Source organism: Geminocystis sp. NIES-3709 (assembly GCF_001548115.1).
GTDB lineage: Bacteria > Cyanobacteriota > Cyanobacteriia > Cyanobacteriales > Cyanobacteriaceae > Geminocystis.
Window position 1 is genome coordinate 1,835,182 of the sequence record NZ_AP014821.1, and the last position, 23,884, is coordinate 1,859,065.

23 protein-coding genes and 1 pseudogene are annotated in these 23,884 nt (G+C 32.0%); 4 read left to right on the forward strand and 20 right to left on the reverse strand.

From position 1 onward, the window contains the following. Window positions 1–179: 179 nt before the first annotated feature. From GM3709_RS07895 to GM3709_RS07905, 3 genes are read right to left on the reverse strand one after another with little or no spacing between them, the layout of a single operon-like run. Window positions 180–884 carry a helix-hairpin-helix domain-containing protein gene (locus GM3709_RS07895; protein WP_066118087.1) on the reverse strand — a complete coding sequence of 235 codons (705 nt, stop codon included), beginning with the start codon at window positions 882–884 and terminating at the stop codon, window positions 180–182. A 26-nt stretch (window positions 885–910) separates the two neighbouring features. After that, window positions 911–1,261 carry an NINE protein gene (locus tag GM3709_RS07900; protein ID WP_066118088.1) on the reverse strand — a complete coding sequence of 117 codons (351 nt, stop codon included), beginning with the start codon at window positions 1,259–1,261 and terminating at the stop codon, window positions 911–913. Between the two features lie 15 nt (window positions 1,262–1,276). Then, a complete protein-coding gene (locus tag GM3709_RS07905) occupies window positions 1,277–1,516 on the reverse strand; it encodes a hypothetical protein (RefSeq protein WP_066118090.1) in 240 nt (79 codons plus the stop codon). A 252-nt stretch (window positions 1,517–1,768) separates the two neighbouring features. Between GM3709_RS07905 and rfbD the strand changes: the two genes are divergently transcribed. After that, on the forward strand, window positions 1,769–2,665 hold the full coding sequence (gene rfbD / locus GM3709_RS07910) for a dTDP-4-dehydrorhamnose reductase (RefSeq protein WP_066118092.1): 897 nt from the start codon (window positions 1,769–1,771) through the stop codon (window positions 2,663–2,665). 129 nt (window positions 2,666–2,794) lie between these two features. On the opposite strand, the gene crcB (GM3709_RS07915) is transcribed toward rfbD, so the two are convergent. Further along, a complete protein-coding gene (gene crcB, locus GM3709_RS07915; protein WP_066118094.1) occupies window positions 2,795–3,238 on the reverse strand; it encodes a fluoride efflux transporter CrcB in 444 nt (147 codons plus the stop codon). Between the two features lies 1 nt (window position 3,239). Then, a complete protein-coding gene (gene crcB, locus GM3709_RS07920; protein WP_071828027.1) occupies window positions 3,240–3,695 on the reverse strand; it encodes a fluoride efflux transporter CrcB in 456 nt (151 codons plus the stop codon). Window positions 3,696–3,843: 148 nt separating this feature from the next. On the opposite strand from crcB (GM3709_RS07920), the gene shc reads away from it, so the two are divergent. Then, complete coding sequence (gene shc / locus GM3709_RS07925; protein ID WP_066118095.1) at window positions 3,844–5,772, forward strand: squalene--hopene cyclase; 1,929 nt, start codon at window positions 3,844–3,846, stop codon at window positions 5,770–5,772. 36 nt (window positions 5,773–5,808) lie between these two features. On the opposite strand, the gene GM3709_RS07930 is transcribed toward shc, so the two are convergent. The 7 genes from GM3709_RS07930 to gshA all read right to left on the reverse strand — a co-directional run bounded on the left by GM3709_RS07930 (window position 5,809) and on the right by gshA (window position 11,970). Next, window positions 5,809–6,264: a molybdenum cofactor biosynthesis protein MoaE gene (locus GM3709_RS07930; RefSeq protein WP_066118097.1), complete on the reverse strand. Its 456-nt coding sequence runs from the start codon at window positions 6,262–6,264 to the stop codon at window positions 5,809–5,811. Window positions 6,265–6,296: 32 nt separating this feature from the next. Further along, entirely contained in the window at window positions 6,297–6,551 is a 255-nt protein-coding gene (locus GM3709_RS07935; protein ID WP_066118099.1) for a chlororespiratory reduction protein 7, read from the reverse strand. A gap of 13 nt (window positions 6,552–6,564) precedes the next feature. After that, on the reverse strand, window positions 6,565–7,134 hold the full coding sequence (locus GM3709_RS07940) for a hypothetical protein (protein ID WP_066118101.1): 570 nt from the start codon (window positions 7,132–7,134) through the stop codon (window positions 6,565–6,567). A 263-nt stretch (window positions 7,135–7,397) separates the two neighbouring features. Continuing rightward, the gene (locus GM3709_RS07945; RefSeq protein WP_066118104.1) at window positions 7,398–8,153 is read right to left on the reverse strand and encodes an NrtR DNA-binding winged helix domain-containing protein; all 756 of its coding nucleotides are present in this window, start codon (window positions 8,151–8,153) and stop codon (window positions 7,398–7,400) included. Window positions 8,154–8,229: 76 nt separating this feature from the next. Further along, window positions 8,230–9,711, reverse strand: coding sequence for a nicotinate phosphoribosyltransferase (locus GM3709_RS07950; protein ID WP_066118106.1), 1,482 nt, complete (start codon window positions 9,709–9,711; stop codon window positions 8,230–8,232). A 120-nt stretch (window positions 9,712–9,831) separates the two neighbouring features. Then, complete coding sequence (gene prs, locus GM3709_RS07955) at window positions 9,832–10,668, reverse strand: ribose-phosphate diphosphokinase (RefSeq protein ID WP_066118108.1); 837 nt, start codon at window positions 10,666–10,668, stop codon at window positions 9,832–9,834. A gap of 147 nt (window positions 10,669–10,815) precedes the next feature. Next, the gene (gene gshA / locus GM3709_RS07960) at window positions 10,816–11,970 is read right to left on the reverse strand and encodes a glutamate--cysteine ligase (protein WP_066118110.1); all 1,155 of its coding nucleotides are present in this window, start codon (window positions 11,968–11,970) and stop codon (window positions 10,816–10,818) included. A gap of 606 nt (window positions 11,971–12,576) precedes the next feature. On the opposite strand from gshA, the pseudogene GM3709_RS19680 reads away from it, so the two are divergent. Both GM3709_RS19680 and GM3709_RS07965 read left to right on the forward strand, forming a co-directional pair. After that, window positions 12,577–12,693 (forward strand): annotated as a pseudogene (locus GM3709_RS19680) (IS5/IS1182 family transposase); the annotation flags it as partial. Window positions 12,694–12,967: 274 nt separating this feature from the next. Next, window positions 12,968–13,195: a hypothetical protein gene (locus tag GM3709_RS07965; RefSeq protein WP_066118112.1), complete on the forward strand. Its 228-nt coding sequence runs from the start codon at window positions 12,968–12,970 to the stop codon at window positions 13,193–13,195. A 19-nt stretch (window positions 13,196–13,214) separates the two neighbouring features. Here GM3709_RS07965 and GM3709_RS07970 read toward each other — a convergent pair whose 3' ends face one another. The 8 genes from GM3709_RS07970 to GM3709_RS08005 form a co-directional block, all read right to left on the reverse strand. Further along, on the reverse strand, window positions 13,215–13,898 hold the full coding sequence (locus GM3709_RS07970; protein WP_066118114.1) for a GDSL-type esterase/lipase family protein: 684 nt from the start codon (window positions 13,896–13,898) through the stop codon (window positions 13,215–13,217). A 112-nt stretch (window positions 13,899–14,010) separates the two neighbouring features. Then, window positions 14,011–14,718, reverse strand: coding sequence for a hypothetical protein (locus GM3709_RS07975; protein WP_231937638.1), 708 nt, complete (start codon window positions 14,716–14,718; stop codon window positions 14,011–14,013). An 11-nt stretch (window positions 14,719–14,729) separates the two neighbouring features. Further along, the gene (locus tag GM3709_RS07980; RefSeq protein ID WP_066118116.1) at window positions 14,730–16,760 is read right to left on the reverse strand and encodes a thioredoxin domain-containing protein; all 2,031 of its coding nucleotides are present in this window, start codon (window positions 16,758–16,760) and stop codon (window positions 14,730–14,732) included. Window positions 16,761–16,846: 86 nt separating this feature from the next. After that, window positions 16,847–17,626, reverse strand: coding sequence for a hypothetical protein (locus GM3709_RS07985; RefSeq protein WP_066118117.1), 780 nt, complete (start codon window positions 17,624–17,626; stop codon window positions 16,847–16,849). Between the two features lie 104 nt (window positions 17,627–17,730). After that, on the reverse strand, window positions 17,731–18,468 hold the full coding sequence (locus GM3709_RS07990) for a YebC/PmpR family DNA-binding transcriptional regulator (RefSeq protein ID WP_066118119.1): 738 nt from the start codon (window positions 18,466–18,468) through the stop codon (window positions 17,731–17,733). Window positions 18,469–18,765: 297 nt separating this feature from the next. After that, complete coding sequence (locus tag GM3709_RS07995) at window positions 18,766–20,241, reverse strand: ammonium transporter (RefSeq protein ID WP_066118120.1); 1,476 nt, start codon at window positions 20,239–20,241, stop codon at window positions 18,766–18,768. Window positions 20,242–20,347: 106 nt separating this feature from the next. Next, entirely contained in the window at window positions 20,348–21,943 is a 1,596-nt protein-coding gene (locus GM3709_RS08000; protein ID WP_066118123.1) for a hypothetical protein, read from the reverse strand. Between the two features lie 234 nt (window positions 21,944–22,177). Beyond that, window positions 22,178–23,851: an iron ABC transporter permease gene (locus GM3709_RS08005; protein ID WP_066118126.1), complete on the reverse strand. Its 1,674-nt coding sequence runs from the start codon at window positions 23,849–23,851 to the stop codon at window positions 22,178–22,180. Window positions 23,852–23,884: the final 33 nt, after the last annotated feature.

Consider the following 23,884-nt stretch of genomic DNA (forward strand, 5'->3'; position numbering starts at 1 on the left):
CGATCGCTTGAACTAGCAATATTTAAAAGTAAATTCCCGTTTTGCTCCCACCATTGCTTTAAATGATTAATATTTGCGGATGGAACATTGAGCTTATCCCATAACTTTTTTCTGTGTTAATCTTCAGAATAAATACCTTCTATAAACCCATAAATTTTTATGATACATATTTATAATTTTTATACCAAATGACGATAAATTTGAATGGGGATTCCAGTACGTTTTCTAACATCTAATAAAGATTTATACTGTCCTTTTTCCGTTCTTTCTAAAACAATTTTTTTTGCACTATTTTCGTCAATATTATAACTTATTAATTCATCTACAGATAAAGTATTTAATCTACGCCAAGAAACATCAACTTCTTTTCTCAAATCATAACCAAAAACCATTAAAGGTTCGATACGTCTTAAAATATTCTCTGATATTCCTGCTACTTCTGATAAATCATCAATATCCATAAACATATAGCCTTCATGTCTTAAAGATTCAATATCGTTGGCATGAATAATGGATAAACCTAATTGATAAACTATATCATCTTTAGAACAATTATTAATATCAACTTTTCCTCTATATTCTGCTATTAATTGAGCAATTTTTGACGAAGGAATTAATACTCCTTTTGGTGCAGTTTTTATTAAATAATTTTGTTTAATTTTAAATGCAATAATGATTTGAGTTATCCAAAATAAATATACTGATGAGGGTAATAAAGAAGAAAATAAAAGAGAAACAAATGTTAATCCACCGCCGATAAATAACCACGAATTTGTTTTACTTTTCCACCCCGCATAAACTAAGGAAAATCCACCAAAAATGGGAAAAAAAGACCACCATAACCAAGGAGGATTTCTATCAAACCAGTTTTTATTATAAGTCATAATAATTTCACCTTGTGACTTAAATTTTATATTGAATTCAAAAATTTTCTTCTTTTTTCTTCATATTCTTCAGCTGTTATAATACCTTGATCATAAAGTTTTTTAAGTTCCGTTAAAGTATTAATACTCTCTTTTTTAGAAGATAAAGAAGGGCTATTAAATGAACTACTAATTAAATTATTATATTGACCATTAAATGTTTGATCTGACATTAGTAATAAACCAATAAAATCAAAAATTGCAAGTATAGACGGAATTAGAGTCCATGAAAATATTAAGTATAATACTCCTGCAAAATTGTGTCCTAAATAAAATTTATGAACACCAAAACCACCTAGAAAGAAAGTTAAAATAATAGCAACTGATCTATTTTTCATTTTAATTAATTAATACTAATTTTCTAAATACTGTTTATTTCTTTTTAATTTTTTCAACTTTATATTAGTAAAATAAACTAGGACGATCGAGCTTTGTATTTCTAAAATAATAAGATAGTTTCTCACAAAATAATTAACTTCTAACAAAGAATTGAGTGAAAAAATAGATAGTCCAAATATTAAAAAAATTATTAACTTCCATGAATAACTATCAGATAATCTCGATCGAGTATTGGTTTTCGATAAAATTTTCATAACTAAACAATTATGCTTTTAATCTTCATTATTTATTCTAACTAATAAATTTATCAATGGACAATAAAAGCCTTTTTAAAATAAAGTTAGTTTAACTTGATAATAATATTCTCACAATTTAGATAAGAGTTTTTGTATTATTTAGTAAATATAAAGATTGAGAGATACAAAATTAGAGTAAAGACAAGATCTTAGTATAATAGAACGTTACACAACTTAAATATATTTACTATACTTTTTTTGTTATTGATTATGACTAAAATTTTGTTATTTGGTAGTCAAGGACAAGTAGGTAAAGAATTAACTTATACTTTACCAATAATGGGAGAATTAATTAAGCTCGATCGAACGATAGTTGATTTAACTGAAGAAGATAAAATTAGGACAATTATCCAAGAAATAAAACCTAATATTATTGTTAATTCTGCGGCTTATACTGCTGTTGATAAAGCAGAATTTGAACCAGATTTAGCTTATCATATAAACTCGATCGTGCCTAAAATAATAGCAGAAGAAGGTGATAAAATTAAAGCAAAATTAATTCATATTTCTACTGATTATGTTTTCGATGGAAAAGCAAATACCCCTTATTTAGAAATAGATTTAACTAATCCTTTAGGAGTTTATGGCAAAAGTAAATTATTAGGGGAAGAAAATATACAACAAAATATTGATAATTATATTATTTTGAGAACTGCTTGGGTTTATGGTATTTATGGAAAGAGCAATTTTCTCAAAACTATGATTAGATTAGGGAAACAAAGAGAAGAAATAAAAGTAGTTATTGATCAAATTGGTTGTCCTACTTATGCTGAAGATATAGCTTTAGTTATTAATAAGATAATTAATCAATTTTTGCAAGAAAAAAATATTAAAAAAATCTATCATTTTACTAATTTAGGAGTTTGTAGCTGGTACGATTTTGCTGTTAATATTTTCAAATCAGCAGAAAAATTAAGCTATGATTTAAAAGTGAAAGAAATATTACCTATTTTTACTTCAGAATATCCAACTCCAGCAAAACGTCCGGCTTATTCTGTGTTGAGTACAAAAAAAATTACTCAAGAGTTAGATATTACTCCTTCTTATTGGCAGGATTCTTTAAATAGATATTTTATTAAATTTAATAAATATAGGAATATTATTTGAGTTATAAGAAAAACCTAATTAAAAAAGCAAAAGGCAAAACTATCAGTATATTCGATATATTTTTCTAATAATTGATTTTTAAGAAATCATCCCTGATTGCTATATCAGTTTGAGGATAAAACAAAATAATTATGGAGATTTTTTACGAAACTTTTTTCCTAAAAAATTGCCTAATTCAAAAAATATTACTCCAAAAATCATACTTCCTAACCAATAAAAAGAAGTTTGAAGCAATTTTCCTTTCTCTAAAAGAATCTTTATCTCTAATTCATAGGTAGAAAAAGTAGTATATGATCCCAAAAATCCTACTATAAACATATAACGAAAATCAGGAGAGATAATATCCATTTTGAAATGCAAATGAGCAATAAAACCCATTAAAAAAGCACCAGAAATATTAATGAAGAAAGTACCAAATGGAAAGTTATATTGTAACCATTGATTGAGATTTAAAATAATATAATAACGAATTAATGCACCTAAAATTGCTCCTAAACTAATAGCTATCGGTATTCTTATTAAAGGATGTTTAAGAAAAAATAATGATGAAAATGAAAGTTTTTGTTCACTCATTTTATTGTATTATGATTAAGACTACTTTGGTTAAATTAATGCCTAATTCTAAAGCAATGATTCCTAAGATAACACTACCTATCCAATATAAAATACTGTGTTTTTTTTTATTATTTCGCCATAGATTAGAACTCTCAAGTATATAAGTAGAAAAAGTAGTATAAGAGCCTAAAAATCCTGTAACAAATAATAATTGAAAAGGGATAGAAACGATCAATTCTTGGGAAAGAAAAGCAATAATTCCCATAAAAAAACAACCAGAAATATTAATTATTAATGTCCCAAAAGGAAAAACTTGACTGTGACGAGAAAAATATACCGTGAGATAATAACGACTTAAAGCACCTAATATAGCACCGATCGAGATAAATAAAACGGTTTTAAAAGAATAATTATTAATCCATTCAAAATGAATATTTAAAACAAAAAGATTGTTATTTAACAAGCTAAAATCCATACATTATTTTCACAATAAAAAAAACAATATAATAAAATTAAGAAATTTATTTTAATCTTGAAAGAAGATAACTATAATAAAAGCAAAGTAACCTCAATTTTGTTAAAATTAGACAAATTATAAAATAAATCTTAAATTTTTACCTCTCATGACTGCAAACTTTAGTAATTCTAGTACCATTGACAAAGTACAAGCTAACACGGCCATCAGAAAAGCTCAAGATTATCTTTTTTCTCTACAACAAGAAGACGGTCATTGGTGTGCTTATTTAGAGTCTAATGTTACTATTACTGCCGAAGCTGTTTTGCTCTATAAAATTTGGGGTATCGATAATCAAAAACCTTTACATAAGATAGAACATTATTTACGATCGAAACAATGTAGTCATGGTGGTTGGGAATTATACTATGGAGATGGAGGAGATTTAAGTACATCTGTAGAGGCTTACATGGCATTAAGATTATTGGGAGTAAGTATAGATGATACGGCATTAGAAAGAGCAAAAAAATTTATTCTCAGTAAAGGTGGTATCAGCAAAAGTCGTATTTTTACTAAATTTCACCTTGCTTTAATCGGTTGTTATGACTGGCGTGGAGTGCCTTCCATTCCCCCTTGGATTATGTTATTACCCAACAATCCTCTTTTTACTATCTATGAAATGTCGAGTTGGGCAAGAAGTAGCACTGTACCCTTATTAATTGTATTCGATCGAAAGCCGATTTTTGCCGTCGAACCGAGAATTAAATTAGATGAGTTATATAGTGAAGGTATCAAAAATGTTAAATATGAAATGCCCCTAAATGGCGATTGGACAGATATACTGGGACAATTAGATAACTTATTCAAAATAGCAGAAGAATGGAATATAGTACCCTTCAAAGAGCAAAGTATTCAAGCCGCTGAAAAATGGATTATTGAAAGAGAAGAAGTAACAGGAGATTGGGGAGGTATTATTCCTGCGATGCTTAACTCCCTTTTAGCCCTTAAAACCTTAAAATATCACGTTAACGATCCTATGGTGGCACGAGGATTAAATGCCGTAGAAAATTTTGCCATCGAAACCCATGATGATTATTTAGTACAAGCCTGTGTTTCTCCCGTGTGGGATACAACTTGGTGTTTACGCGCCCTTGTCGAATCTGGAGTAATCCCCAATCATCCTAATTTAGTCAAAGGGGGAGAATGGTTATTAGACAAGCAAATTTTTGACTATGGTGATTGGGTTGTGAAAAATCCCCAAGGAAAACCCGGAGGTTGGGCATTTGAATATGAGAATCGTTTTTATCCTGATATGGATGATTCAGCAGTAGTTGTTATGACGTTAAATCAATTAGAATTGCCTCAAGAAAATTTAAAGCGAGAAGCAATTTTACGATGTTTAAGATGGATTGAGACAATGCAATGTCATAATCATGGTTGGGCTGCATTTGACATCAATAATGATGCTAATTGGTTAAATTATCTTCCCTATGCTGACTTAAAAGCTATGATTGATCCTGCTACGGCGGACATTACTGCTAGAGTATTAGAAATGGTTGGTAGTTGTGATTTACCAATGAAAGCTAGTAAGATTCAAAATGCGATCGGGTATTTAATCCGACAACAAGAAGAAGATGGCAGTTGGTTTGGGCGTTGGGGAGTCAACTATATATACGGTACATCGGGAGTGTTGTCAGCTTTAGCCGTAATTGCACCGAGAATCGAGAAAAACGTCATCGAAAAAGGAATTAATTGGTTAGTAAGTTGTCAAAATGCCGATGGTGGTTGGGGTGAAACCTGTGAAAGTTATAAACATTATGGATTGAAGGGTAAAGGGGATTCTACTCCATCTCAAACTGCATGGGCATTAATTGGTTTATTAGATGGTGGAAATGCGATCGAAAAATTTGCCGAAGATAATATTAAAAAAGGGATAAGATATTTATTGACTAATCAAAATGATCAAGGTACATGGGAAGAAAAACAATTTACCGGTACTGGATTTCCCGGACATTTTTATATTAATTATCATTTATATCGTCACTATTTTCCCTTAATTGCTTTGGGGAAATATGAAAAATTTTTAGTTAAAAATTAAGTTTTAGGTTTTCAATTATAGATTTTAAATCAACACCTAATTCCCATCTCTCAACTCCTCACACATTCCGATACTAACCCAACTACTAAAACCGTCTTCAAAATGTTCTTTTTTCCAGATAGGTGCATTGTGTTTTAAAGTGTCAATAGCATAGCCACAGGCATTAAATGCGTCTCCTCGATGAGGGCAACCCACCGCAACTAAAACACTAATTTCTCCTATTTTTAATTTTCCGATACGATGGTGAATTATAATGGTATTAGTATCTTGCCATTTTTCTTTAATACTATCGCTAATGTCCTGAAATATTTTAATTGCCATAGGTTCATAAGCCTGATATTCCAAGTATTTAACAGGTTTACCCTCTGTTTGATTTCTTACTGTACCACTCATAAGCACGATCGCACCATTACTCGCATTATCAGCTAATTGATAAACTTCCGAGACGGAAAGAGGTGCAAAAGTAATCTTAAAATCTGTCAAAAAACTCATTGATAAACAAAATATTTTTTTAGTAAACTTAATTATTTTTCCCAACGTACAACATACCATTGTAAATAGTGATCGTCATCAACATTAAATTCACAGTAATTATTGAGTACATATTCAGCTTTTTGAGAAAGATTTGTAAATTTAGTTATATCAGAGGGTAAATTTGACTGACTAGTTAGTAATGTTTCTAGTTTAGTAAGTAATTCTGATTCTGTCATTAATTGTTCCTCTTGATTTGTTTCTAAGACAACATAACCATCCTCTTGATACATAATGGAGTTAGCCATAAATTAATCTCCTTTATTTCTCTTCCTGTAAATTAACTTCTTTACCATCAGAAAGATCGATCGCTTTTTGGAAGTTTTTATTATGATCTTCTATATTATCTACACTTTCCTCTAATTGTTCTCCTATTGTCGCTTTACTACCTTTTTTCTGTTTATCTGTGTTATCTTCTGTCAGATTATCTTGTTTGTTATTTTCTTGATTAGACTGTTTTTCCTGTAATTTTTTTAGCTTGTCTAAAAATCCACCTTTTTTACTAGATGTCTTTGGTGTTTCTTCTGGAAATAATTCTGCAATAGTATTTTTCGTGTTTTCCCACCAATAAGGAATATGAGGGAAAGCGATCGCTATTAAAGTTATACTCACCAAAGTAGAAATCATCAGTTTAATTTTTCGATTCTGAGATTCCTCATATTGAATACGCTGAAATTCCCGATGTTGCTTCTCTTGCCATTGCCTTTTAACTTGCTCAATATTTTCTTGTTCTTCCTCTATTGAATTATCCCATACAGAAGATGAATTTAACGATTCTTTCTGCATTCTCTGAGTACGTTTTGACCAATTTTGAAAACGATTAATAGCCATGATTTCACTCAATATTAGTGTAAGAGATTTGATTGTCTCATAGTTATTATAAATCATGTATCAGTAAAAATACGGTGAAAAGATAAGTAAATTTTAGTACATTGAAAAAGTTACTTAGTCAGGACTTACGCAAAGCAAAATAGATATTAGGTTTTAGGTTAATTTTTGACTGCTTTTGATTATTGATTTAATCTTGGTAAAATCAATTTAGACTTTTTTAATCAATTCTTTTACCTAATTCCTAATTTATAATATTTTTTATTCTACTTTTCTAAAATTGCTCCCTCAATATTTCTGAGAAAGAAATAGGTATCAATATTATCCTTTAAACGATACAATTTTGCAGGGCGTTTAGCATCTTGACGCATTTCTGTTGTTTCCTCTAAAATATCAGCTTTAGCGATACGACGGCGAAAAGATTTTGTTTCCAAAATTCGATCGAGAATTACCTCATAAACTTTTTGTAAATCTCCAAGGGTAAATTTTTCAGACATCAAATAGGCAGGTAAAGAAGTATAAAGGACTTTATTGCGTAAACGTTCAATGGCTAAACGCAAAATTTCGCTATGATCAAAGGCTAATGATTCTAATACTTGATCTTTAATGATAGGCGACCATTTAATATCGATCGCACCTTTTCCGGCTGTCAGAGTAATATTATGATAAGGTAAAAGGGCGAAATAAACGGTAGTTACAGACCATCCCCTCGGATCTCGTTGTTTATTACCGATAGTAAAGCACTGCTCTAAATAGGGCGTTTTTACTCCTGTTTTCTCTTCTAATTTCCTTCTAGCGGTATCCTCTAAAGTGTGATCATTATCCAAATCGATAAAACCTCCTACTAATGTCCATTGATTTTTAAAAGGGTAGTTTGCCCGTTTTACAAGGAGAACTTGCAGTTGTTGAGCAAAAACAGTAAAAATAACAGTATCAACAGAAGTACTAGGTCGATCGAATATTGTAGGATCGTAATTATCAAGAAATTCTACTTCAGAATTATACTTACTTTCTTTAGTCATTATCTTTATCGGAAAAACCTTTGCGACATGAGTGCCTTTGGGAGACTTTTTACCAATCTTGTTATAAAACCGAAAATTAAAGGTAGCTAGAAATACGTTGACGAATATCCCCAAGACTATAGCTTTTAATTAGCTTACCATCCTCAAAGACGGTTTTTAATGCACCTTGTTTTTCTTGTTCGGGAGTTTGTTGTTCATACAAGACAAAAGTATTGCCCTCTTGTTCAACTCGCAGTAAACCCTTAGCTGATTTTTTCGTACCGCTATCAGTTTTAGGATTTTTGAAAATATCTCGCCGTTTGCCATTTACCACACCGCTAGTGGCTTTGACGGCAAATCCGAAGTTATCCCTAGTGACGTATTGATAGGTATATGAACCAATACCAAAAACGACATTACCCGATGCAAAGCCTTTTTCTTCTAAACCCTTGAGTATATTATAAGCTCGATCGAGGGTAATAGAATCACCATAAATTAAGCCAATATGAGAATCCAGCATTTTGTAACCTTGAGGGGTAACAGTACCGCCAAAAATCTCCCATAAACACTCTACAGCACCTTTATACTCAGGGCTACCTTGAGGGTAACTAGAATCTCCACAAATAATTTTAACAGGATCTCCACTATCCGGGCGAATGACTAACTTACCATCTCGTGCCAAAATTTTATTCTTAAGAATAACAGTATATTGGGTGATAACTTTCCAAAAATCCCAAGTATCCGACACAACGGAAACAATACCTTTAGGATATAAATCTTCAATGAGTCGGCGAAATGTCTCTAATTCTCCATCTTCCATTCCCATTGCCATAACAGAATGCTCCGTTGCGGGTACGGAAACGCCGATCATTTCTTGGTCTGCGGAAGCATTATAATATTCTTCTAGGAGATCGATCGCTAATACTGTATCTGTACCACAAAAAGAAGTAAGATGAGCCGCTCCACTAATTATGGCATCTTGTACACCAGATAAGCCTCGAAAAGAAAAGTCATGACATTGGAAAAGAATAAAATCTAAAGGTGTTCCTGTTTTTATAGCATAATTTTTGACTAATTTTTTGTACTGAAAAGCTGTAGTTGCAGAAGTGATAGGTTTCCACAGATAAGAAGACATCACCGACTCGATATAATTTGTTAGCCAGAAAAAATCAGGATGAGTATTAACCACCGTCAAAACAGGTATGCCAATGGGTACTAAACTGCCCTCTGGTAATGCTTTAATTTTAAGGGGTAAATAGCCGAAATCGTGGAGTTCTTCAATATGTTCGATCGAAATTGCGTCCACTCCTAAAGAAGTATCCATGCGTCTTTTGTAAGCAGAAACGACTTTATTTTTATCTTGCTCAAAAAAGTTTTTATGCCAACAATCGATTAGGTAATCTTGGATAAAATACTGTAAACCAAAAAAGACGACTCGAATATCATCAAAGTCTAAAACTTTTGCTAGACGACCACTGCGGGGGGTAAAATTAGCATAAACTTCCGTTGTACCTTCAGGATATTGACGACGGTGATCAGTTTTATAAAAGTCTATGGCATTAAGGGGATTTATGTTCATGGTTTTTTTTCTTGTGTAATAATTTTATAACAATATCAAGTGGAGATAATTACTTATCAAAAACTTTGTGCCTTTCTTTGCGAGATACTTTGTTTTTAATTTTTAAACCAATATGACTAATTAGACACTTGTATAAGAATTAGAAAATATGATCAAAAAATTAGTATCTTGTTGATCTGGAGATAATATAGTGTGATAACAATAAATATGGCTAAAATAAGGGCGTAATGGCTGTAATCCTTTAGAAAAAATGCCGTGAGTCACATAAAGGGCAATTTCTTGCACCTGTTTTTCTTGAAGTACTTTTGCTAACTCAATAAAAGTTCGCCCTCCGTCACAAATATCATCGACTAACAATACTTTTCGCCCTTTAACATCATCATGAAAAGTAGTGGCTAAAATTTTGCCTGTTTTGGTATCACGGATTTTACTGCCACAGAAAACATCTAAATATTGTTCAGATTGTGATAAACGTTTAGCTACTTCAAAAGTCTTTTTCTCTGCACCGGCATCCGGGGCAATTAATACCCAGTTTTCTTTCTGAAGGGTTTTTCCTAAGTCACTTTGAGCTAAAATATCCGCTTGAGTCACTACCTGACAGTTATCTAACAAAGCAGATGTAACATCCGAATGAGGGTCAATAATGACAACTCGATCGCACTTTAAACCATTGATTAAATCTGTCATCACCTTAACACTCAAAGATTCTCCTTGATTACAAACTCGATCCTGTCTAGCATAGGGAAAATAAGGAATAACTAATTCAATACTGACACTAGGCAAAATACGCCGAATAGCATCTACGGTAAGTAACAAAGCCATAATTTCATTAGCACTATTAAGAATTCCTTGAATAATAGTTTTCGGGGTAATAACTTCAGGGGATAAACTAACATGACATTCTCCGCCCGGAAAATTAAAGGTTTTGATGGGGGAATCATTAACTAATATGGGCATTTTTTACCCTCCTTTTTTATAAAATGGCTTTGAGCCACTAAATATATAATGGCACAGAGACAGTAATAATGTCAAGAGGGGGAATAAGTAACTAACTGTTAAATTAGAGTAAAAATTTTAACACCTAATTCCTAACACCTAATTATTTTATGCCATCAAAATTTGTTCACACAGCTTATCTTCTAAATCTTTTTCTTCTTGATATACGGAAACGATCGCATTTTGGATAATTTCGGTGATGGATAAGCCTTGTTGATGTTGCTGTAACCATTGTTGTGCCTGATTTCCCTGCTCTAGTATTTTGTAAGCAGGAGTCAAAAAACAAGCAAATCCTTTAGCTTTAGCAAGGGGATATAATTCGCTAATTAATTCTTCTAACCAGTCTTTAGCAATGATTTGACTACCATCTTGCCAACGATATAATTGAGCATTTAAACTATTTTCACTAACTGCTTGTTCATTATATTTGGTTATTTTTAACAATTCCGTTTCTAAATTACCGTGATTGATGGTACTTTGTTGTAAAGGATCTAAAGTGTCATCATTTAAAATTTGAGTGATTCTAGCTTCTAAAATGGCGGTTATGGCTAACAAATGAATGGGGTTTAAGACTAAATCACAAATCCTTAATTCCAATCGATTTAGATTATAAGGGCGATTGTCTCCGTTAGGACGGACGGAACACCACAAATGTCTCACATTTTGCATCGTGCCTAAGATTAATTGTTGTTTTGTCCATTCGATAAAATGACTATGATTGGTAAATAAGGGGACATTATCTGGAGTTTGAGGAAATAAACGCCAACGGGTAGAGTGAAATCCAGTAACTTCGTTATCTAAGAAAGGAGATGAGGCACTTAAAGCTAACAATAAAGGTGCTTCTAATCTAATTAAACGATATGCTCTAATTAATTTTTCTGTGTCTTCAATGCCGACGTTGATGTGAATACTGGCGGTGACAATTTTTGTGTGATAAGTTTGCTCAATATAGTCATGATAATGATTATCGGGATCTGATCGAAAAAATTTAGTACTATCTCCTAAAGACAAGGTACTGCCCGGAATAATGGTATAGTTACCCAAAGATTGAAGATATTGTCGTAAGTCTTTACGAGGGCGTAATAAGGCACATAATAGTCGATCGTAATTACACAAAGGAGCAGTAGTATATTCTACATTACGACTATCAGGCTCTCGTACAAAACTTTGTAAGTCTTTAACAATTTGACTGGAAAGCCCAATTACTTCACCTTCATTAGTGCCTGTATAAACTTCAACTTCAAATCCCTTTGACAACAGCACATTTTTTCCTCAATTGTTGCTCTATATTTTAATTATCAATGATTCTAGTTTTATTGACAATAAGTGGTGAGATAAATATTTTATCTTCTAACTTATTATTATAATCATCTTTTGGAATGACTACTTGTCTGACGTTTGTTTAGTGACAGTATAGTTGCGATCGCAAATTTAGATAGAGGAGATAGAAAACAACGATTATAAATAGCGAAACAAGAAATGATGAATTCTGGTGTTTCTTTGGAGATGATAGCACCAGAAATGAATAATTTTGTTACGAAGACATCAACTAATTTATTATTTTCTTCGTTGTCTTCTTGTCAGCATCTGTTTACTTTTTCAATCAGAAATTAGACCTCTTGCAAAATTAAGTTGAAATAAAAATAGAGGGTCATAATTTGTTATTATAAGTGGTCGCACCCAAAGAAAACATAAGATTAGCTTATGAAAATAAAAAGAGTAGAAAAATTGTTACCCAAAAACTTTAAAAGAAGATTTGGTGTCACAAAAAAAACTTATCAATTACTTGTAAAAATACTCAAAAATAAAGAACTAAAAAACTGGGAAGAAAACCAAAACTAACGTTAGAAGAACAGGTTATAGAGAAAGCTAAAAATATTTAAAATATCATCACAAAGGTATCGAAATAGAACAAAAAGATTTGGATTAAGATTTAACTTAATTGCTGGGATTTATAATTATGAAATAAAGCAAAAAGAAGCCTAAGTAAAAAAAGAAAAATTATGGTTTATGAAGAAAATTTGTAATAAATTAATTGAGTTTTAGTTAATAGACACTTTCGTTGATAATACATGGAATATTTATTGTATTACTAGTGAGTGAATTGGTTTTTTCGGAGGCATTCACTCCTTACATACTCCGAATTGTCAAAAATATATTGTTTATTTTAGTTTTGCAAGAGGTCTAATAAAGTCAGTTAGGTTAAGAATAGGTTAAGATAAAATTAAGTAAAAAATATAGTAATAGTGGAGGGAAAACAATGGTTAATACAATTGTTCAGGAAATTAAAAAAGATTTTCTTTATCCAATTTCACCTTATCACGGTCAAGACTATATCAAAGGCTTAATTCCTAACCAAAAGTTACAGAAATTTACTTCTCAAATTAACTACATGGTTGGTTTACACACTAATGGTAAATTATCAACTTCACAAGTGTGTCAAAAAATAGAACAACTATGGGAAGAATTAGAAATGATTAGCGATTGATATAGTTTAAAACCATCGATTAAACTGTTAATTTTATTAAAGATTGCCAGTTAATTACCTCGTGAAATAATGACTCATAACCTTTTACATTGGGATGTAAGCCATCATTAGACATTTGAGATACTCGCCAATGTTCTCCCCGACTCATCCATAAATCAAATATATCGAGATAGGGAATTTGTCTTGTTTCACAGGCTTTTTTCGTTACTTCTTTGTAATGATATTGATCTCTGAGATTATAATAAAAACAGTCTAAAAACGGCATTTTTGTTTCGTCAACAGGAGTCATTCCCACAAATAGCACGGGAGATAATTCTAAAGCTCGATCAAGTAAACTATTAATATCTTCTGTAAACTGATCATAATTACTCAAATTTCTTCCTTGAATGTGACCTAAACGGGGAGAATCGTTCACTCCTACTGATAAAATAATAAGGTCTGGATATTTATTTCTTAACTCTCCTCGATAGCTAAATTCTTGAACTAATCTAGCTTTTACTTGACTGGTACGATCGCCTCTAATACCTAAATTATACAATACATGATCTCGATCGCTTTCCATCCAACGGCGACGCAATCTTTCTACCCATCCACCACCTTCCGTATCACCATAACCATACACTAAACTATCACCGATAGCGATTATTCGTAACGGCTGAGAATTACTATAGTTATCTAGGTTGGGATTTTTAACGATTTGCATTCCAAAAAAGTAATAGATATTAAGTTTTGGGTGTTGGAAATTAGCTGTTAGCTGTTAGGAATAACAAATGACAATTAACAATTAATAAATGACAAATCACTATTCTTAATTGCTAGGGAATCCACTCAAAACCAACACTAACCTGAGAATCGCTTTGTTTAATCGAATTTTGCCAACCAATTTCAGTGGCTAAACGTAAATTTTTCGTTAAAGCATACCCCACATTAATTTCAGTGATTCCCACTTCATTACTACCTGTGGGAGAAACAAAACTTTGGGTAATAAAAATATCTCCTGCACCTTGAGGAGAAAAAATTAACCCCAATCTGATTCCCACATTAACACCACCAGTGTTATAACCGGCAGTTTCTATATAACGATACCCTATTACTGGAGCAATATTAATATAACTGCCCAATGGGAACAAATAATACTGTAAATTAGAACCTATTGACAACCGATCGCTTTTAGGGTCAGAATTACTACTAAGATCTTGACTATATTTAGCACTAAAAGTCAAGGAAGTATTGCCAATAAAAACATCTTCTACTCCTAAAAAAATACCGCCAGAATCATTATTAGAAGGAAACTGAGTATAACCAAAACGGTATCTAGTAGGAAATATTGGTTGATGAGTAATTTTATCAGAAATATCAGGAATTTCTTTCATCCACTGACGAATAACAGGGCTATTTTCGATAATACTAGGATCTAGATCAAATTCTTTACTTTTCTCCGTCACGTCAATATTTTGAGCCATAACATCAGTTACAACGATAAAATTAACAAGAGAGACTAAACAATAGAAGCTAAAACGCATTTTTTCGCTAATTATGTTAATAATTGATTAAGTTCATTAATACTTCTAACTGGTGGAAGACAAGACAACCCCTGACACACAATACCGACACTATTGGGGGGTAAATCTTCTGTTATTTGATAAATGACGTTAGGATAATATTTTTGGTTGAATTTTTGTTTTATCTCTGGGAGGGTTTTAAGGGTTTTTCCTCGCAAATACCAGTTTAAACCGACAAAAATACTCGGACAACTGGTTGGGGATTTTGTCATAATTTCGCTAAATAGTTGCAAGGTTTTTTCCCCCTTGTCTAAATATTCACTATTACCCGTTAGTAATCCTAATCTTATCAAGTTGACGATCGAAATCCCGTTACTGGAAGGGGTAGCATTGTCAATATAGCTTTTTTCTCTGATCAACAAATCTTGAGAATTATCATCACTATTGTTATAATAACCACCGTTTTCTCGATCTAGACAATAATAATCAAATTCTTGTTGTACTTTTATTGCTTGGGTTAAATAATAACTAGAATTATTTTCAGAATTTTGAGCTAAATCTAATAAAGCCTTGATCAAAAAACTGTAATCTTCTGCTTGGGCAAAAACACTTACTTTTCCATCATAATTAAGTCTATAGAGTCGAGCATTTTTCCACTGATTATTAAGAATAAAATTTATTGCTTTTTCGGCTAATTCTAGGTAATTTTTATCTTGAAAAACACCATAAGCTCTTGCTAATCCAGAAATCATTAAACTGTTCCATGCTAAAATCATTTTCGTATCTGTCACGGGGGGAATCCGTCCTTTCCAATTTATACTTTTAGCTTCTTGATTATTTCTAGCAGGAGTAAACTTAGTTAAATTTGATGAACTTTCACCATAACGAATAATAAATAACTTTTCTAATACATTTTTAACAATATTATTAATTGATACATTTTCTAGTTTTTGTAAAACATTTTTTCCTTCAAAGTTGCCATTATTAGTAATCGTAAAAGTATCTTCAAAAGCACTTAATTCTTCATCTGATAAAATCTCTATTAAATCTTGATAATGCCATACATAAAAATCTCCTTCTTCTGGTTCAAAATCATTAATAGTAGGAAAATTATCCGCATCTTGAGAAGCATAAAAATAACCCTCATCTGCTGTCATTTCCCTTTTTAACCAGTTTAATGTACCATCACAAGCAATTTTAATTTCTGGGATTTCGACTCCGCTACTCCACAAATTAGTTAAAAATTCCATGATTAAACCATTATCATAGAGCATTTTTTCAAAGTGTGGCACTGTCCATGTAGCATCAACCGTGTAACGATGAAAACCACCGCCCACATGATCATAAATTCCGCCGTTAACTAAATCTATCGCTCTTTTTTTGACTAATTTTTGATAGTTTTCATTTTTCGTCGAATCCTGTAAAATCAGATGACTATAGGGCATCATCGGAAAACGAGGCGAACCATAATCATTGCGATCGAGAACTTTGCTATTATTTGTTATACCCTGAATCAACAACTCGGAAGTTAAGGGAGTATCCACCGACAAAATTACTTGAGAATTATCTTGTAAACTCTTGACAATTTCCTCTTTTAATGATTCTAGTTTATCTTTTTGTTGATGGTAAAAATCGTTGATAGCTTGAAGTATTTGTAAAAATCCGGGTTTGCCATAACGAGGCTCAATAGGAAAATATGTACCGCCATAAAAAGGTACTAATTCATCAGGAGTGAGAAAAATATTTAAAGGCCAACCTCCTTGCCCAGTCATCATTTGCAAAGCCGTCATATATATACTATCAATATCTGGACGTTCTTCTCGATCGACTTTTATAGCTACAAAATGTTGATTTAAGTAATCTGCGATGGATTGATCAGAAAAAGCCTCTCCCTCCATGACAGTACACCAATGACAACTAGAATAACCGATCGAGAGAAAAATGGGTTTATTCTGGGATTTAGCGAGATTTAAGGCTTCTTCTCCCCAATACCACCAATTAATAGGGTTATAAGCGTGTTTTCTTAGGTATAAACTTTGAGCATTAATAAGATTATTAGTCATTGGTAAAATGTTCGAGAGTAGAGATAGAGGGAAAAATTTATGATTTCTCTATGAAAATTGATTTAATTTTTAATTGTGGGAAAAGTCTATTCAACATTAACTCGCTGAGTTATCATTCTTAAACCATCAGCACGAATTAATATAACAGAATACCAGTGATCTTCTGAGGTTATAGGTAATTTTACTCGTTTAAAAATCCCCCCTGCGGATAAAGAATCTAACTCTAAACTAGATGGATTAATATATAATTCTGGATTAATTTTATCTTCTAAAGCCGCTCCTAAAATTAAATCTGAGTCGATGGGATCTTGTAAAATAACATCAAAGTCAAATTCTTGTCCCGGACGAGCTTTATCTGGTAAATTAATGGTAACATTGGGGGGGTTTTCTCCAGATGTTACTTCACTTTTTTCAGCTAAAACTTTCTGTTTAATTAATTGATTATTCGCAAAATATTGTTCTGCTTTTATCTGGGAATTAAGGACAAATTTTTTCTCATTAATATTATAACTTCCTTGTATATTCGTTACTGTCACTGCTACTAATTGATCTTCATTTCTATTCCAAGATTCGATCGAAGTAGTATATTTTAAATCATCATATTTTGTCCAATTTTTTTCAAGGGAAGATAGAAAAGTTTTATAATCTAGTCCATCTTGATTCGTGAAGTTAGGTGAAATATTTTGTTCAATTAATTTGACATCACGATTATTAGCCGCTAAATCTATTTTAGTAACAATCTCTAATAGTTCTTTTGGAACATTATTAGATTGGGCATTAGATTGGGCAGAAGAAGGAGCAAATTTAGTTAAAGAAAAAGAAAAACTTAATAATACTATTATAAAAAATTTAAGACTTTTTTTCATATTTAATAATAAAGAATGAATTTTAAAAAGTGGAGGGATCAAGAAAAGGTAATCTTAATTTACGATTAACTATGAACAGGAAATCGCAAACTCACTAAGATTTATCATAATTCAAAATTAGCGGTTACATTTTGTACATCGTCTAAAGACTCAAGATTATCCATAAGACGCAGCAAAAATTTAATTTGTTCTCGATCGACAATTTCTACCGTATTATTCGGTATCCACCGCAATTCTAACTCTTTAACGGTAAAGTGATAATTAGTTAAAATTTGGTTTAGATTTTCTAATTGACTAACTTCGATGAAAACTTCTGCACCTTGATAGTCTTTTTCTTCAATAATTTCATAAGTGTCAGCATTGGCGGATAAACAAGCCTCTAATAATTGTTCTTCTTCCACCTTACCGTCAATGATAGCAACTCCTTTTTGATCAAACATCCAACTAACACAACCAGTTTCTCCCAAGTTACCACCATTTTTAGTAAAAGCTAATCGAATATCCGCCGCCGTGCGATGACGATTATCTGTCAATGCCTCAATTAATACTGCAACTCCCCCAATACCATAACCTTCATATCTGATTTCTTCTAATATATTCTCATCATCAGAGTAAGTTCCTGCACCCTTGGCGATCGCCCTATCAATGTTATCATTTGGAATACCGGCCGCTCTAGCTTTTTCTATCGCTGTGCGCAACTGAAAATTACCTTCAGGATCTGGTAATCCATTACGAGCCGCCACAATAATAGCACGAGAAAGTTGAGTAAAAGTTTTACCTTTTTTAGCATCAACTCTTGCTTTTTGTCGTTTAATGTTTGCCCATTTACTATGTCCTGCCATTACTTCGATCGTGATCTAAATTCAATACCTGAAACGTTAATATATCTTACCAGTAAACAGGAAATAATCACTTATGTTAAATTTAGATATTGCACTGCACCTCTATCATAAATTCTCGGTAACGAGAAGGAAAAGGGAAAAGTGACAAGAATTGATTTAAAACTTTTTGTCAATACAATGGATTTATTTACTTGAAAACTTCTCCTAAAAAGCAAGAAAAATTGTTTTCATAATTTAATCAATCCTCTACCATGAAAAGAAGAGGTATTTAATTGTTAATTGTTAATTGTCCATTGTTTAATTACCGTCAATTCCGATGTCACTTTCTAAGTCTAAAAAGCCACTATAAGCCTCCATACCATGTTCACCAATATCTAAGCCTAAATATTCTTCTTCTGGAGAAACTCTTAAACCAAGAGTGAACTTTAATAAGTTCCAAAATAGAGTACTAATAATGACCATTGTTACCCCAACACTCAGAATACCTAATAGTTGAACTCCTAATAAATTAAAATTCCCACTGCTAAATAAACCAGATATGTTCTCGTTTTCCGTGATAATAGAATCAGCAAATAATCCTACAGCGATCGTACCCCAAACACCATTCACTAAGTGTACAGAGACAGCACCCACAGGATCATCTATTTTGAGACTATCTAGGAAATAAACGGCAAAAACAACGAGGATTCCACCGAAAGCACCGATCATAATGGCACTGGAATAACTTACCATAGAACAACCAGCAGTAATGGCAACTAGCCCTGATAAAATACCGTTAATACTAAGAGATAAATCGGGTTTTCCCGCTAAAATCCAACTACTAACTGTACCAGTAATCCCACCAGAAGCAGCGGCTAAGTTAGTAACAACAGCAATATAGGCAATATTTTCTCCTACAGTCATAGTTGATCCAGGATTAAATCCAAACCATCCTATCCACAAAATAAAACAACCAAGAGTTGCAATACTTAGGTTATGACCGGGTAAAGGCATTATACCGCCTCCTTGTGGATATTTTCCCAGTCTAGGCCCTAAAATCATTGCTCCCGTTAAAGCACACCAACCCCCAACAGAATGCACTACTGTTGAACCAGCAAAATCTTGAAAACCGAGTTGAGATAACCAACCCCCTCCCCATACCCAATGACCGATCATCGGATAGGCGATCGCCACTAATAAGACACTGAATAAGAGAAAATCGATAAATTTAATTCTTTCAGCGACTGCACCAGAAACAATAGTGGCCGCCGTACCGGCAAAAGCAACTTGAAATAAAAATTTTGCCGCTAAAGGTACACCTGTCCAACTTAAAGAACCATAAACTCCTTCGTAAGCGTCTCCCACTGCTGGACTGTTGTCTGCTCCACCCAAGAAAAAGCCTTGTAATCCTAAGATACCATTACCATCTCCAAACATTAAACCAAATCCCAATACCCAAAAAGCGATCGTTGATACGGCAAAAACAATCAAATTTTTAGACAACAAATTGACGGCATTTTTACGACGACAAAAACCCGTTTCCAACATGGCAAAACCCGCATTCATAAAAATTACCAATATAGATGCAAGTACTACCCAAAGAGTATCTAGTCCGACTTTCAGTTCTCCTGTAACGGTTTTCAAATCAGCAGGACTATCTTGAGCATAGACAGCATAAGTCGAACTTAATAATAAAATCGCACTTAATAGTACACAACCTTGCAAACTATAAGATTTTTTGATTTTGTTAATAAATATATTTAGTTTTTTACGATTTGTTTTAATTTTTAACATCATCCTCACCTAAATTTTGACCTCAATATTATAAAGGAGATAGATGATTTTTTTCAGCATCAATTTTTACAAATATTGAATTAATTATTTTTTCATAAAATGTATTCTAAATAGGTGTGTGATAAATCATAATTAATTGTCTTTGAGGATTATATACTTCTACAAGGATTTTATATTTTGTACTAATATATTGATAATTTTTTTCTACTTGCTCAATATGAGTATTTATCTGTTTTTCCTGTTCATTATTTTTAGTCAAACGGTTGAGATTTGATAGGGATGCAATTTTCTTTAAATATTCTTCGGCTAAAAAGATCTTAACAGTACTCTTATCTACACTATAGCTACATCTTAATTCACCATTGTTACAAATGTTTTTTAACTCATTCTTAATTTCTTCTCGAACTATTGCTTGTTTTAATTCTGATTTAGCTGTTTCTAGTTGTTTAGTGGTATTTATTTCTAAATCTTTGATTTCTTTAGTGATTAGGGTATTTGGAGATATTTTTTTTAAGGAATTTATCGCATTTTCCCATAAAGATACAGCTTTTGTCCATTGATTATTTTTTTGAGATTCTAAGGCTAAGTCAATTGTTTTTTGAGCCTGATTTTTTATATTTAGTGCATTTTTTTCTGTGGTAATTTGTTTTTGTATCTTTATCAAATTAGCTAAATAAGTATTTAAAATTTGTTCTTTCTCTTGGTAGGCTTTCGTTAAAGGTTCGATCGATTCTATTTGTTTGATCGCAGTTTCCCAACGTTTTTCTATATTTTCTAAATCAGTTAGTGTTGTAATTTGTTTTTCTTTATTCTCAATTTCTGTAGCTAAATTTTGAGCTTTAATTAAATTTTCTTCGGCTTGTTTTTCTTTAATGATATTATTTTCAGTAACAGTTAATTGATTTTGATATAAACTTAATTTTTCCTGTTTAAAACTTTGTAAATCTTCTATGGTTATTGATTTAATAAGCTCAATTGCTTGTTGCCAAAAACTTTTAATTCTATTCCATTCATCAATAGATAAGGGAAGATTTTTAGTCAAACTTTTAGAATCTTTTTCTAACTGTAAAGCCGTCAATAATTGCTCTAACTGATTAACTTCATTTTCATATTGTTTGATAAAAAAAGTAGCTTCTTCATGAAATTTTGACCAAGGAGGGATTCTTTTTAACTCATTAATTGCCGTAATTAAACTTAATTGTAAATTTTTAATATTTTCTTCTGTTAAATCTTGAGATTTATCTTTAAATTGACTAGAAATTGATGTTTCTTTCTCTGCAATTACACTACAATTTCCTAATACGCAAGGGCGAGTAAAATAGTAAAAAATTCCTACAATTCCTAAAGAGAAGATTCCTAAAATAGAAATAATAAAACCTATAGAAAAATTTTGAGATGTATAGTAATTTTTTTTGTTTAAAACTTCTAAATTTTGTTCAATCTTACTAAAATAAATTTTTTCTGCATCATGAAAATCTCGAATAATAAAATTATCAACTATTTGATATTCTTCCAATATATTCTTAATTCGATCGATTAATTCAGGATTAGATTCATTAATTAAAATCACTAAATAATTATCTTCCTTAAAACAGTCAATTTCAAATCGATCGAGGCTTTCAAAATTATCAGGAATTATCTCATAAAATTTATGTTTTAAAGTCTCACAATCAATATTGTCACCAATAGCAGTTTTAATCATGGTAAATTTAACAAAAAGAAAATATTAAAAGGTTATTTTCGAGAGAAAATTTTGCCTTAAAAAGTACAGTAATATCCAATAATTTATAGTTTTGAATCAATTATTATCACTATTCCCTATTCCCTCTCTTTATCTATAATTTTATATCGAACTGAGGTTAAAATTCTATTCTTTCTCTCTCAAAAAAATTTTTAATAATTATCTGGATAACCTTGAGGGTAAATAATTTCTTGATTAAGAAGTTGCATTACGCGATCGAGCAATACGATAACTTAAGAAAATAACAGGGACAATTCCCACTAATATAATAGCTAAAGCAGGAGCAGAGGCTTCAATCAGTCTTTCATCAGAGGCGTATTGATAAACCCTTACCGCTAAGGTATCAAAGTTGAAAGGACGCATAACTAGAGTTGCCGGTAATTCTTTCATCACATCAACAAAAACTAACATTACAGCCGTTAAAATACCTCCCCACATTAGTGGTAAATGAACTTTAAATAGGGTAGAAAATGCCCCATAACCGAGACTACGAGAAGCATCATCCAGATTGGGTTTAATTTTGCTTAAACTAGATTCGATCGTATTGAAAGATACTGCTAAAAATCTAACTAAATAAGCATAAACTAAGGCAACGATTGTGCCACTGAGTAACAATCCGGTAGAAATATTAAAATGATTGAGCATCCAACTATCGAGACTATTATCAAAAATACCTAAAGGGATAAGAATACCAACCGCAATAACTGAACCCGGAATAGCGTAACCCATAGAGGAAATTCGCACGGAAATATTGAGAATAGTATTAGGTATCAATCTTTGTCCGTAAGCCATAATTAAACCAATGAGAATAGCGACAATAGCACTAATTACCGCCACGATAAGACTATTTTTAGTCAAATCCCAAAAAGTATCATTAAGAGTTTCTTCTCGATTACGAATAGTTAAATCTAATAGATAGATAGTTGGTAAAACAAATCCTAAAATCACAGGAATAGCACAGGTAGCAAAAGCGATGATACTGCGCCACCAGTTCAAACAAAAACGGGGTATTTGTTGATTAATTGCATTGGTTTGATAATAACGGGCATTGGATCTCGATCGACGTTCTAAAAAGATTAAGATCAAAATAAATATCATGAGAAAAGAAGCTAATTGTGCCGCAGCAACTCTTTCTCCCATCCCAAACCATGTACGATAAATGCCTGTTGTAAAGGTGCTTATACCAAAATATTGTACTGTACCAAAATCATTTAAAGTCTCCATCAAGGCTAACGCTAAACCAGCTACAATGGAAGGACGAGCTAAAGGCAGCGCTACTTTGAAGAAACTTTGCCAAGGATTATAACCCAACGATCGACTAGCCTCAACAGTACATACAGACTGTTCTAAAAAAGCAACTCTCGCTAAGAGATAAACGTAGGGATATAATACTAGTACTAACAACACGATGGCCCCTCCGATATTGCGAATAGAGGGAAACCAATAATCATCAACACTTTCCCATCCAAAAATATCCCTTAACCAGATTTGGAGCGGTCCAAAATACTCTAACATACTGGTATAACTATAGGCCAGAATATAAGCAGGAGCGGCCAACGGCATTAATAATAACCATTCAAAAATACTAGATCCCACAAACTGACACATAGTTACCAACCATGCACAACTAACCCCAATCACTAGCACACCAACACTAACACCGATCATTAAAACAAGGGAGTTAATAATATAATCTTTTAGCACCGTATCTCTTAAATGTTGCCAAATATCCTGATGATCAGCAAAAACACTGGTAACAACGGTAAGAATCGGTAAAGAGATTAAAATTGCGATCGACGCTAAGGATATATACCATATATAGGTTGGTACTTGATTTAGCCAAGATTGTGAGAGGGAATGTGTTTTCATTATTTCTAGTTCCTAATTTCCAATTCCTATTAC

Excerpts from the sequence above, each read along its gene's own strand:
- GM3709_RS07895 (WP_066118087.1), bottom strand. The coding sequence starts at position 884 with ATGACTTATAATAAAAACTGGTTTGATAGAAATCCTCCTTGGTTATGG.
- GM3709_RS07900 (WP_066118088.1), bottom strand. The coding sequence starts at position 1,261 with ATGAAAAATAGATCAGTTGCTATTATTTTAACTTTCTTTCTAGGTGGT.
- GM3709_RS07905 (WP_066118090.1), bottom strand. The coding sequence starts at position 1,516 with ATGAAAATTTTATCGAAAACCAATACTCGATCGAGATTATCTGATAGT.
- rfbD (WP_066118092.1), top strand. The coding sequence starts at position 1,769 with ATGACTAAAATTTTGTTATTTGGTAGTCAAGGACAAGTAGGTAAAGAA.
- crcB (WP_066118094.1), bottom strand. The coding sequence starts at position 3,238 with ATGAGTGAACAAAAACTTTCATTTTCATCATTATTTTTTCTTAAACAT.
- crcB (WP_071828027.1), bottom strand. The coding sequence starts at position 3,695 with ATGGATTTTAGCTTGTTAAATAACAATCTTTTTGTTTTAAATATTCAT.
- shc (WP_066118095.1), top strand. The coding sequence starts at position 3,844 with ATGACTGCAAACTTTAGTAATTCTAGTACCATTGACAAAGTACAAGCT.
- GM3709_RS07930 (WP_066118097.1), bottom strand. The coding sequence starts at position 6,264 with ATGAGTTTTTTGACAGATTTTAAGATTACTTTTGCACCTCTTTCCGTC.
- GM3709_RS07935 (WP_066118099.1), bottom strand. The coding sequence starts at position 6,551 with ATGGCTAACTCCATTATGTATCAAGAGGATGGTTATGTTGTCTTAGAA.
- GM3709_RS07940 (WP_066118101.1), bottom strand. The coding sequence starts at position 7,134 with ATGGCTATTAATCGTTTTCAAAATTGGTCAAAACGTACTCAGAGAATG.
- GM3709_RS07945 (WP_066118104.1), bottom strand. The coding sequence starts at position 8,153 with ATGACTAAAGAAAGTAAGTATAATTCTGAAGTAGAATTTCTTGATAAT.
- GM3709_RS07950 (WP_066118106.1), bottom strand. The coding sequence starts at position 9,711 with ATGAACATAAATCCCCTTAATGCCATAGACTTTTATAAAACTGATCAC.
- prs (WP_066118108.1), bottom strand. The coding sequence starts at position 10,668 with ATGCCCATATTAGTTAATGATTCCCCCATCAAAACCTTTAATTTTCCG.
- GM3709_RS07965 (WP_066118112.1), top strand. The coding sequence starts at position 12,968 with ATGGTTAATACAATTGTTCAGGAAATTAAAAAAGATTTTCTTTATCCA.
- GM3709_RS07970 (WP_066118114.1), bottom strand. The coding sequence starts at position 13,898 with ATGCAAATCGTTAAAAATCCCAACCTAGATAACTATAGTAATTCTCAG.
- GM3709_RS07975 (WP_231937638.1), bottom strand. The coding sequence starts at position 14,718 with ATGCGTTTTAGCTTCTATTGTTTAGTCTCTCTTGTTAATTTTATCGTT.
- GM3709_RS07980 (WP_066118116.1), bottom strand. The coding sequence starts at position 16,760 with ATGACTAATAATCTTATTAATGCTCAAAGTTTATACCTAAGAAAACAC.
- GM3709_RS07985 (WP_066118117.1), bottom strand. The coding sequence starts at position 17,626 with ATGAAAAAAAGTCTTAAATTTTTTATAATAGTATTATTAAGTTTTTCT.
- GM3709_RS07990 (WP_066118119.1), bottom strand. The coding sequence starts at position 18,468 with ATGGCAGGACATAGTAAATGGGCAAACATTAAACGACAAAAAGCAAGA.
- GM3709_RS07995 (WP_066118120.1), bottom strand. The coding sequence starts at position 20,241 with ATGTTAAAAATTAAAACAAATCGTAAAAAACTAAATATATTTATTAAC.
- GM3709_RS08000 (WP_066118123.1), bottom strand. The coding sequence starts at position 21,943 with ATGATTAAAACTGCTATTGGTGACAATATTGATTGTGAGACTTTAAAA.
- GM3709_RS08005 (WP_066118126.1), bottom strand. The coding sequence starts at position 23,851 with ATGAAAACACATTCCCTCTCACAATCTTGGCTAAATCAAGTACCAACC.